Source organism: Catenibacterium sp. UBA627 (assembly GCF_002299355.1).
In the GTDB taxonomy this organism is placed as follows: domain Bacteria; phylum Bacillota_I; class Bacilli_A; order Erysipelotrichales; family Coprobacillaceae; genus Catenibacterium; species Catenibacterium mitsuoka.
Map to the genome: position 1 here is coordinate 4991 of NZ_DBPF01000008.1, position 10414 is coordinate 15404.

General features: G+C 33.7%; 13 protein-coding genes. 12 read left to right on the forward strand and 1 reads right to left on the reverse strand.

The features are described 5' to 3' along the window. The 12 genes from cdaA to B2S90_RS00650 form a co-directional block, all read left to right on the forward strand. Nucleotides 1-579: diadenylate cyclase CdaA (gene cdaA, locus B2S90_RS00595; RefSeq protein WP_286696373.1), on the forward strand; the 579-nt coding region annotated here is incomplete at its 5' end. Beyond that, nucleotides 572-1681, forward strand: coding sequence for a CdaR family protein (locus B2S90_RS00600; RefSeq protein ID WP_055233662.1), 1110 nt, complete (start codon nucleotides 572-574; stop codon nucleotides 1679-1681). The genes cdaA and B2S90_RS00600, both read left to right, overlap by 8 nt. Nucleotides 1682-1696: 15 nt before the next feature. Further along, entirely contained in the window at nucleotides 1697-3043 is a 1347-nt protein-coding gene (gene glmM / locus B2S90_RS00605; protein WP_055233663.1) for a phosphoglucosamine mutase, read from the forward strand. A 76-nt stretch (nucleotides 3044-3119) separates the two neighbouring features. Then, nucleotides 3120-3773 (forward strand): response regulator transcription factor, encoded by a 654-nt coding sequence (locus tag B2S90_RS00610; protein WP_055233664.1) that lies wholly within the window; start codon nucleotides 3120-3122, stop codon nucleotides 3771-3773. Next, nucleotides 3773-5086: a HAMP domain-containing sensor histidine kinase gene (locus B2S90_RS00615; RefSeq protein ID WP_055233665.1), complete on the forward strand. Its 1314-nt coding sequence runs from the start codon at nucleotides 3773-3775 to the stop codon at nucleotides 5084-5086. Before B2S90_RS00610 ends, B2S90_RS00615 begins: the two co-directional genes overlap by 1 nt. Before the next feature lie 44 nt (nucleotides 5087-5130). Beyond that, nucleotides 5131-6246: an aldo/keto reductase gene (locus tag B2S90_RS00620; protein ID WP_278779328.1), complete on the forward strand. Its 1116-nt coding sequence runs from the start codon at nucleotides 5131-5133 to the stop codon at nucleotides 6244-6246. A 5-nt stretch (nucleotides 6247-6251) separates the two neighbouring features. Continuing rightward, a complete protein-coding gene (locus B2S90_RS00625) occupies nucleotides 6252-6674 on the forward strand; it encodes a hypothetical protein (protein ID WP_279079377.1) in 423 nt (140 codons plus the stop codon). 112 nt (nucleotides 6675-6786) lie between these two features. After that, nucleotides 6787-6987, forward strand: a complete 201-nt coding sequence (locus B2S90_RS00630; RefSeq protein ID WP_286696374.1) for a hypothetical protein — start codon at nucleotides 6787-6789, stop codon at nucleotides 6985-6987. A gap of 4 nt (nucleotides 6988-6991) precedes the next feature. Beyond that, entirely contained in the window at nucleotides 6992-7696 is a 705-nt protein-coding gene (deoD, locus tag B2S90_RS00635; RefSeq protein ID WP_055233669.1) for a purine-nucleoside phosphorylase, read from the forward strand. After that, the gene (locus tag B2S90_RS00640; protein WP_055233670.1) at nucleotides 7696-8307 is read left to right on the forward strand and encodes an HAD-IB family hydrolase; all 612 of its coding nucleotides are present in this window, start codon (nucleotides 7696-7698) and stop codon (nucleotides 8305-8307) included. The genes deoD and B2S90_RS00640 overlap by 1 nt, the downstream gene beginning before the upstream one ends. Before the next feature lie 89 nt (nucleotides 8308-8396). Beyond that, the gene (gene alr, locus B2S90_RS00645) at nucleotides 8397-9473 is read left to right on the forward strand and encodes an alanine racemase (RefSeq protein WP_278860557.1); all 1077 of its coding nucleotides are present in this window, start codon (nucleotides 8397-8399) and stop codon (nucleotides 9471-9473) included. Further along, a complete protein-coding gene (locus B2S90_RS00650; protein ID WP_006506093.1) occupies nucleotides 9463-9780 on the forward strand; it encodes a hypothetical protein in 318 nt (105 codons plus the stop codon). The genes alr and B2S90_RS00650 overlap by 11 nt, the downstream gene beginning before the upstream one ends. Before the next feature lie 29 nt (nucleotides 9781-9809). Here B2S90_RS00650 and B2S90_RS00655 read toward each other — a convergent pair whose 3' ends face one another. Continuing rightward, nucleotides 9810-10232 (reverse strand): hypothetical protein, encoded by a 423-nt coding sequence (locus tag B2S90_RS00655; protein WP_055233672.1) that lies wholly within the window; start codon nucleotides 10230-10232, stop codon nucleotides 9810-9812. Nucleotides 10233-10414: the final 182 nt, after the last annotated feature.

Here is a 10414-nt window from a genome sequence, read left to right on the forward strand (position 1 = left end):
ATCACATGGGGAGTATTGGCTATTGTTGTTATCTTCCAGCCAGAAATACGTGTCTTATTAGAGAAGATGGGACAGACTAAAAATGAAGTACAGCATCGCTTATCTGATGATGAAAGAGAACGTGCAATGGATGAACTTGTTGAATCTATTACAACAATGTCTAAGGATAAGACAGGTGCACTTATTACTTTTGAACGTCGTCAGTCTTTACAGGATTTTATTAATACTGGTGTGAAGGTATCTGCATCTATTAAAGCAGAACTTTTAACAACTATCTTCTATGAAGGAACACCTCTTCATGATGGTGCAACTATTATAAAGAATGATATGATTGTTGCTTCTGCCTGTTTTTATCCTCCAACAAATAAGGAAATTCCTTCACAATATGGAGCAAGACATAGAGCGGCAATTGGTATTAGCGAAATCACAGATTCTTTGACAGTGGTTGTATCTGAAGAAACAGGAAATGTCAGTTTTGCAGCGAATGGAGAATTGACAAGAATTAACTTGAATGAACTTCGTTCTAAATTAATTGCTGAATTGAACTGGTATGGTGAAGGTGGTGAATCCCATGAATGATCCTAAGAAAAAGAAACAGACGGATTCTACAACGGATTTCTTCTTGCAGTTTGTAAAGGAAGAAAAATCTGAAAAAGAGAAGACAGAAGCGAAAAAAGGAGAAAGAGAACAGACTTATACAAAAACAGTGGAAAAGGTCTCTACAGGCTATAACTACTTTAATAAGCTGTTAGATAAGCTTCTTGAGAATAAGCATTCTGTGCGTATTCTTTCATTTGTGCTTGCTTTATTCTTATTTGTTTCATTCTCTGGTGGGGATGTAATGAATTCTACAACGGCTGGGGCAACGCTTAAGAAGGTGCCAGTACAGGTAGAAGGATTAAAGGATCGCTATGATGTATCGGGAGTACCTCCAACTGTAGAAATAGGTTTGATTGGTCCTTCTATGGATATCTATACAACTAAGTTAACAAGTAATTATGAGGTTTATTGTGATTTATCTGAATATAATGAAGGAACACATCATGTTACATTAAAGACAAGAAATTTTGATAGTGATTTGACTGTGATGCTTATTCCTGAAACAGTGACAATTAAGATTCTGCCTAAGGTGGATGCAAAGTTCGATTTAGGATATAAGTTTATTAATCAAGATAAATTAAATGAAAAATATAGTGTTTCAGTTGATTCAATATCTACAAAACGTGTTACAATAACAGCGACACAGAATAATCTTGATAAGATTGATAAGGTCCAGGCACTTATTGATGTGGAGGATAAGACAAAGGCATTCCAGCAGGCATGTGAAATTAAAGCTTTTGATGCAGATGGGAATGAAGTACAATGTACAATTGCACCAGAAAAGGTGAATGTCAGTTGTCATGTTGATTCCTATTCTAAAGAAGTGCCAGTTAAACCAGAATTTGTTGGACAGTTGCAGGAAGGCTATCAGATGACAAATTATAAGTTATCTAGCTCTACTGTAACGATCTATGGTAAACGTACTGATATTAGTGATATTAACTATATTACATGTCAGGTCGATATTTCTAATTTATCAGGATCAACAACTTTATCTGGTATCGCATTACAGGGAAATGACAAAATCAATAAGATATCACAGAATACTATTGATGTGACTATGTTTATTGAGAAAAAATAGAGAGGATAAGTAAAAATGGGTAAATATTTTGGAACAGATGGTTTTAGAGGAGAAGCAAATAAGACATTAACAGTAGAACATGCTTTTAAAGTAGGTCGTTATTTAGGCTGGTATTATAATCGTCATCATAAAGCAAGAATCGTTATTGGTAAGGATACAAGACGTTCAAGTTATATGTTTGAATATGCACTTGTAGCTGGTTTAACTGCCAGCGGTGCGGATGCATATCTTCTTCATGTAACTACAACACCTTCAGTATCTTATATTGTAAGAACAGATGGATTTGATTGTGGTATCATGATTTCTGCATCACATAACCCTTATTATGATAATGGTATTAAGCTTATTAATGATAAAGGTCAGAAGTTTGATGCAGATGTTGAAAAGCAGATTGAAATGTATATTGATGGTTTAACTGAAGAACTTCCATACGCAACTAAGGATGGTATCGGTCGTGCTTTTGATTACTCTATGGGTAGAAATAGATATATTGGTTACTTAATGAGCATTCCTAAGAGAGCATTTAGAAATGTACGTGTTGGTTTAGATTGTGCTAATGGTGCATCTTCTAATATCGCAAAGGCAGTATTTGATGCATTAGGCGCAGAAACATATGTTATCAATGATCATCCTGATGGAGTGAATATCAATACTGACTGTGGTTCTACACATATGGGTTCATTACAGAACTTTGTCCGTGAAAATGGTTTGGATATCGGTTTTGCATTTGATGGTGATGCAGACAGATGTTTAGCCGTAGATGAATTTGGTAGAGTTGTTGATGGTGACTTAATTCTTTATGTATGTGGTCAGGAATTAAAGAAAAACAATGAACTTGCCAACAATACAATTGTTACTACAATTATGAGTAATATTGGTCTTTATAAGGCTTTAGATAAGGTTGGTATTGGTTATGCAAAGACTGCTGTTGGTGATAAATATGTTTATGAAAACATGGTGACTAATGGCAACGTTATTGGCGGAGAACAGTCTGGTCATATTATTTTCTCTAAGCATGCGACTACAGGTGATGGTATCTTAACATCATTAAAGATTCTAGAAACATGTATTGAAAATAAGAAGACTTTAGCTCAGTTAACAGAACCAGTCACTATTTATCCACAGCTATTAATCAATGTACGTGTAAAAGATAAAGCTGAAGTATTAAATGATGAAGATATCAAGAAAGCTATTGAAGAAGTGACAGAAGCATTAGGTGATGACGGTCGTATTCTAGTAAGAGAATCTGGTACAGAACCATTAATTCGTGTCATGGTTGAAGCACAGACAGATGAAATCTGTCATGAAAATGTGCTTAAGGTAGTAAATCTTATTAAAGAAAAAGGCTATGCCGTTAAATAATCACATAATCTAACAAAATATTGCCACTTTGCTGGCAATATTTTCACTATAATGGTAAATATGGGAGGTGAGTCTCTTGAAATACAAAATCAACATCATTGATGATGAAAAACAATTGAATGATCTAGTAAGAACTTATTTAGAAAAAGAAGGATATGAATGTACTTCTTTCTATACATATGATGAAGCTTTAATGCATTGTGATGACGATGTTCATTTATGGCTCGTTGATATTATGCTTGATAAGAATAGTGGTTTTGACTTATTAACTGCTATTAAGTCAGCACGTCCTGATATGCCTATTGTCTTCATGTCTGCAAGAGATCAGGAATTTGATCGTATTATAGGTTTAGAAAAGGGCTGTGATGAATACATTACAAAACCATTTAATATGAAGGAAGTGATTCTTCGTATTCATAATGTCTTAAAGCGTGTTTATAAGGATACTGAAATGATTGATATCGATGGTTATATGATTGATGAATCAAAGCGTAAAGTATTAGAGAATGGCCATGAAATTGATTTAACAACCAAAGAATATGAACTGCTTCTCTATTTTATGAAGAATAAAGGTATTGCGATTTCTCGTGAACAGGTCTTAACACGTGTCTGGGATGAAAACTATTTTGGTAGTGATCGTGTCGTAGATGATACATTAAGACGTTTAAGAAAGAAGATGCCAAATATCAATATCAAGACAATTTATGGTTTTGGCTATAGACTAGACTAATGTTTAAATCTCTTTCTTTATTGAAGCAGCTTCTTGTGGTAATTCTAGGTTTAGCTATTATGCTTGTGACTGTTGTCATGCCGGTTGTGGATTCTAATGTTCATGATATTATTGATGACCAGATGTACGAAAAACTAGAAACATCACAAAGAAATACTGTAGAATATGATTTCATGCCTTCTAATAATAAAGAGAAGCCTATTTATACAATTGTCTATGATCCAGTAGAAAATGCTTTCACATTTAGTAATCTTTATGGGGATGCCACTACATTGACATTACTTTATAATTACTTATTTGGACGTGATTTAGAGAAAATAGTCAATAGTAGAAGACACTATACGATAGAAAACAAGGGGACTTATGCAAGAGAAACCTATTATTATCGTATAATGAAGGTTGATGATGAGTATTTGATTTCTATTATGTCTAACTCTTATTCAGATAAGCTGATTAGGGATATTCGTAATCGTATTATTTATATACTTTATGCTGTACTCACAATCTTTGCGTTAGTTCTTGTTTTATGGGTTATCTCTTTGATTCGTCCTTTAAAGAAAATCAAAACCTATGTAGACTCTATTGCGAATCGTGAGGATAGCACTCTTGTCATGGATAGACAGGATGAAATAGGGGTTGTTGGTAATGCGATTGTGACAATGAAAGATGAACTCATGAAGCAGGAAAAGGTCAAAGAAGAAATGATTCATAACATTTCTCATGACTTAAAAACACCTATTGCACTTATTAAAACATATGGGCAAAGTGTTAAGGATGATATCTACCCATATGGGGATAAAGAAAGTTCTATGGATGTTATTTTAGAAAATGCGGACCGATTAGAACATAAAGTCAAATCATTACTCTATTTAAATAGACTCGATTACTTAAGTGCAGAAGAAAGTGAATTAAAGCCTTTCCCAATTAAAGATTTAATTGAACATATTGTCATGCAGATGGAAGCAATGCAGCATATACATATAGAAACAGATCTAGATGATGTAGCCTTCATCGGTAATGAAGAGCATTGGCGTGTTGCGATAGAGAATATTATTGATAATGCGTCACGTTATATGAAGTCTGTGATTATGATTACATTAAAGAAAGATACACTCATTATTTATAATGATGGGGATCCTATTGATGAAGATAAGAAAGAGGATCTTTTCAACCCTTATGTTAAAGGGGTGAAAGGACAGTTTGGTTTAGGTCTTTCTATTGTCGCAAAAATTGCGGATATGTATGGCTATGATATTCATGCTGAAAATAAAGATCCAGGTGTTGCATTTATATTTACGAAAAGAGCTTCCTAGTTGGGAAGCTTTTTGTGTTAGAATAGAATAAAGGAGTTGAGAATATGACTTATTTTGGAGAACATACGCCAAAGCTTGGTTTTGGTATGATGCGTTTACCACGCACTAATGGACAAATTGACATTGAAGAAACAAAGAAAATGGTGGATGCCTTTATGGATGCTGGACTTACTTATTTTGATACAGCATATGTCTATGAAGGTTCAGAGGAAGCAACTAGAATTGCACTTGTAGAACGTTATCCTCGTGATTCCTATACTTTGGCTTCTAAGATCAATGCAAAGATGATGTGTCATGATGAAGCAAGCTGCCAGGCACAATTAAAGGTAAGTTTAGAGAGAACAGGGGCAGGTTATTTTGATTATTACTTGTTACATGCATTATCTGATGCCAATGTCGCTTTATATGATCAATATCATATATGGGACTTTGTGAAGGATGCAAAAGAAAAAGGGCTGATTAAGCATTATGGTTTCTCTTTTCATGGGACACCACAATTATTGGATGAATTACTCACTAAACATCCTGATGTGGAATTTGTACAATTACAATTAAACTATGCAGACTGGGAAAATCCTGCTATTACATCTCGTGCTAATTATGAAATTGCGAGAAAGCATCAGAAGTCTATTGTCGTTATGGAACCTATTAAGGGTGGTACATTGGCTACTCCTCCCGATTCAGTAAGAGATATTCTGTATAATGCGAATCCTGATATGTCCATTGCATCATGGGCTGTACGTTATGTGGCATCACTTGATGGTATCATTACAGTATTAAGTGGTATGAGTACAATGGAACAGGTATTAGACAATATTTCTTATATGAAGGAATTTAAGCCTTTAAGTGAAGCGGAACAGAATACAATTAAAGAAGCACAAAAGGTATTGGATGCGATTGAATCTATTCCTTGTACAGCATGTCGTTATTGTACACCAGGATGCCCTATGGGTATTGAAATTCCTGATATCTTCAAGGCAATGAACTGGTATAAGATTTATGGTATGAAGGATAAAGCAAAGAATCGTTATGAAGGCATTATAGAAAAGAGTGCGAAAGCATCTGTTTGTATAGGATGTGGTCAATGTGAGGGTGTTTGTCCACAGCAGTTACCTATTATGGAATATTTAAAAGAATGTGCTGATGTATTAGAGGAGTGATGCGATTGAAGAAATGGATTTTATTTTTATTAAGTTTATTGTTGATGACTGGATGCACACAAAAAAAGGTTGAATTACCTCATCCTGTCACAATTGAATTCTATTCAGTCAAGACATGTGCTGAATGTATCGCATTTAAGAAGAATGCGATTCCTTATTTAAAGAAACGTTATAAGAATATTTCTATCAAGATGTATGATATGGATGATACGAAGACAACAGTCCATTATGACCAGGCAGTGAATTCATTAAAGGATTTTGATGAGGAATTTTATGGCTTAGGTCCATTTATCTATGTAAAAGGATATTTCGCATTATTAGGATATGAAACAGATGATGAAGAGATATTGGCAAAAGATATTGAACGTGTCGCTAATGGAAAGAAACCTACTCAAGATTTTAGTGATCGCAGGTTTACTGTTAAGTAGTACATCATGTAAAAAGAATGTATATTCTGTAAAAGTCTATGGACTTAAGTCTTGTGGAAAATGTAGAATATTAATAGATGATTTCAAGGATGATGATAATATCCAGCTGCATATGATTGATATTGATACCCATATCAAAGCCTACAAGAAAGATATCGCATTATATGTGGGTTTGAGTGATAACCAGGCACCTGTCATAATGACAGAGTCATTTGCGAAAGCAGGCTATTCAAGTAAAGATTATAAAGTACTCAAGGATGCAATCATATCAGGTAAGAAACCAGATCTAAAAAATTATTATAAAAGGAGATAAAATTATGGCAACACCACACAATGAAGCAAAAAAAGGTGATATCGCAAAAACAGTCTTAATGCCAGGAGACCCATTACGTGCAAAATATCTGGCAGAAACATATCTAGAAGATGTCGTACAGTTTAATGCTGTAAGAAACATGTTTGGATATACAGGAACTTATAAAGGAAAAAAGATTTCTATTATGGGTTCAGGAATGGGTATGCCTTCTATCGGTATCTATTCTTATGAATTATTTACACAATATGATGTAGAAAACATTATCCGTATTGGTAGTGCAGGTTCTATGCAGAAGGATGTTCATATTAGAGATGTCATTATTGCACAGGGATCATGTACAGACTCTCACTTTGCACATCAATATGAATTACCAGGCACTTTCTCAGCTATTTCTTCTTATTCATTACTTGAAAAGGCTGTAACACTTGCAAAAGAAAAGAAGATCAACTATCACGTAGGGAATGTTTTAGCATCTGATATTTTCTATCATGCAGATACAACTTCTGTAGAAAAATGGTCTAGAATGGGTGTTCTTGCAGTAGAAATGGAATCTTACGCATTATTTGCGACAGCTGCTTATTTAGGTAAGAATGCTTTAACATTACTTACAATCTCTGATTCTTTAGTAAATGATGAACCAGAAACTACTGCTGAAGAAAGAGAAAAGACATTTACTGCAATGATGGAAGTCGCATTGGAGATTGCTTAATGAAACAGAAGTGTGCATTTTTTGATTTTGATTATACAATAGCCCATGGTGATTCTATTAATAAGCTATTGAATTATACCTTAAAGAAGTATCCTTTATCTGTATTCCGCTTTCTTCCACTTATTCCTTATGGAATTGGTTATGTATTACATATCTGTTCTATGGAATCAATGAAATCATGGATTCATTTCCCTTTAGATTTACTCACTGAAGAAGAAATCAAAGACTGTTATGAAAAGGATATCGTCCCTACTTATTACCCTCATATGGTTGAAGAGATGAAGAAGAGACAGGAAGAAGGATGTTTAGTATTTCTAGTCACTGCAAGTGCTGAAGCTTATATGCGCTTTAATACTCTTCCATGTGACGAGTTAATGGGTACTAAGACAAAAATAAAGAATGGGCATTATACATCTCGTATTATTGGTGAGAACTGTAAAGGTAAAGCAAAGGTAACTAGAATTAATCAGTATATGAAGGAACATGATTTAGAAATAGATTATGATCATTCTTATGGTTATTCTGATTCTAATTCAGATCTACCAATGTTGGAATTATGCCGTTATCGTTATCGTGTAGATAGAAAAGATGGCCATTTAACAGACTTTTAAGCAGCATATAAGTGCTGCTTTTTCAAACAGTTCTTGAAAAGTATAAATGTCTAGTTTATACTTTTTACTTAAGAAAAGAGGAATATAAAATGACACGTTATCGTGATACGTATGCTAAAGTGCGTTTAGATTATATTAAAGAAAATGTAGAAACATTATATAAAAAAACTAAAAAGCCTATGGTGGCTATCATTAAAGCAAATGCTTATGGACATGGTTATAAGGAAGTCGCTTCTGTATTAAAGGATGAACCAATTATTCAGATGTTTGCAGTGGCAACTTTAAAAGAAGCAGTAGACTTAAGAGATTTAGGTGTAAAGCAGGATATTCTAGTACTAGGTGCAGTACCACTAGAAGACTTAGATATTGCGATTGAGAAGAATATCAGTCTTGCTTTATTCTCATTTGATTACTTAAGTAAGATTAATGAAATGCATCATTATGATGCACCTGTTAAAGTTCATTTAAGTATCGATTCAGGAATGAATAGAATTGGTTTTAAAACAGAAAAAGAATTTGAACAGGCTATGGAAATGATTGATCCTGCAAAGATTGATGTAGAAGGCATCTTCACTCATTTTGCGACTGCAGATGACTTTTCACAGGATGATGAGTATGAAAAGCAGCTGGCTTTATTCAAGTCTATTGTAGGTAATAATCGTTTTAAGTATGTTCATTGTGATAACTCTGCGGCTATGATGTTCCATCATTCTGATTTTGGTAACCTAACACGTATTGGTATTGCAATGTATGGTGTAGATCCACGTGGTGAAGAAAATAAAGATTTAAAACAGGCGATGAGTCTTTATACTAAAGTTGCAATGGTTAAAGTTGTACCTAAAGGTGAAAAGATTGGTTATGGTATGACTTATACAGCAGATGAAGATCAATATGTTGCGACTTTACCAATTGGTTATGCAGATGGATTTACACGCGCAAATCAGGGTAGAGAAGTTTATATTAATGGTCACTACTATCCTGTTGTAGGAAGAGTATGCATGGATCAGTGTATGGTGAAGGTAGATGAGAACGTAAAACCTGGTGATGATGTAGAAATCTTTGGAGAACATATCTCACTCGCAAAGATGGCTAAGGAAATTAATACAATCCCTTATGAAATCATTTGTCTCATTTCACCAAGAGTGGAGAGAATATATGAAAAGTAGAAATCAATATGCAAAAACAATTCGAAGAATAGAAATCGGTTCTAACTTCTTACTTATTATTGGTATATTAGTCAGCTTCTTTATGTCACTAGGATTACCTGGTACTATTGGAACAGTTGTGCTATATATTTTACTTATGGCTTATAACTTTAAACTAATGAAAAGATGTCGCTGTGATTCATGTGGACATGTAGATGTCTTTACAAAGTCTAGAAGTTTTGTGACAGGTGTAGAAAAGAGATGTCCAAACTGTAACCATAAGTTAAAGAATGATTTACCACTTGATGAAATTGAATTTAAAGACTAAAAAAGATTGCCGCATCGGCAATCTCTTTTTTATAGATTTGCATTAATAAAATCTTTGAAATAATAGTACTGTAGAGCACCTGGATACTTAGCAGTCACTTTACCATTTTTAATAATGAATGTGCAAGGTGTAGAGACATTGACATTCAATTTCTTAGTTAGGTAATCACTAGACTTTCCTTTTGTATCAACATAATAAAGCTTATTTTTTCTATTCTTTGTCTGGTAAGTTGTCATAACTTCCTGGAAAGATTTCATTGTATTATCAGAACTATCACCTGCAACAAGAATAAAGCTATCTTTATTTTCAATCTTCTGTTCAAACTTTGTGCTTGATAAAGTTGTATAAGTTGCATATGTTGCCTGACGATAAATGAATAAGCCAAGGAAAACAACAAGTACTAATCCAAAAACACTGATTTCACGTGCAAATTTCTTGATAAAATCTTTCATCGTTCTTGTACGCCTCCGTTAAAATATTGTAGCAAATTCTACCTCCGCTGACAATATCTTATTGTTTCACTTTGGTATATCTCAATTGTAAAATGAAACTGGAATTAAAAGAATTGAGACTAATAGAATCAAAGTATTGAATAGTGGAATCAAAATAGTATAAAATAAACATCAGGGAGATT

What these genes read in the sequence shown, in the direction of transcription:
- B2S90_RS00600 (WP_055233662.1), top strand. Translation starts at nt 572, where the DNA reads ATGAATGATCCTAAGAAAAAGAAACAGACGGATTCTACAACGGATTTC.
- glmM (WP_055233663.1), top strand. Translation starts at nt 1,697, where the DNA reads ATGGGTAAATATTTTGGAACAGATGGTTTTAGAGGAGAAGCAAATAAG.
- B2S90_RS00615 (WP_055233665.1), top strand. Translation starts at nt 3,773, where the DNA reads ATGTTTAAATCTCTTTCTTTATTGAAGCAGCTTCTTGTGGTAATTCTA.
- B2S90_RS00620 (WP_278779328.1), top strand. Translation starts at nt 5,131, where the DNA reads ATGACTTATTTTGGAGAACATACGCCAAAGCTTGGTTTTGGTATGATG.
- B2S90_RS00630 (WP_286696374.1), top strand. Translation starts at nt 6,787, where the DNA reads ATGATTGATATTGATACCCATATCAAAGCCTACAAGAAAGATATCGCA.
- deoD (WP_055233669.1), top strand. Translation starts at nt 6,992, where the DNA reads ATGGCAACACCACACAATGAAGCAAAAAAAGGTGATATCGCAAAAACA.
- B2S90_RS00640 (WP_055233670.1), top strand. Translation starts at nt 7,696, where the DNA reads ATGAAACAGAAGTGTGCATTTTTTGATTTTGATTATACAATAGCCCAT.
- alr (WP_278860557.1), top strand. Translation starts at nt 8,397, where the DNA reads ATGACACGTTATCGTGATACGTATGCTAAAGTGCGTTTAGATTATATT.
- B2S90_RS00650 (WP_006506093.1), top strand. Translation starts at nt 9,463, where the DNA reads ATGAAAAGTAGAAATCAATATGCAAAAACAATTCGAAGAATAGAAATC.
- B2S90_RS00655 (WP_055233672.1), bottom strand. Translation starts at nt 10,232, where the DNA reads ATGAAAGATTTTATCAAGAAATTTGCACGTGAAATCAGTGTTTTTGGA.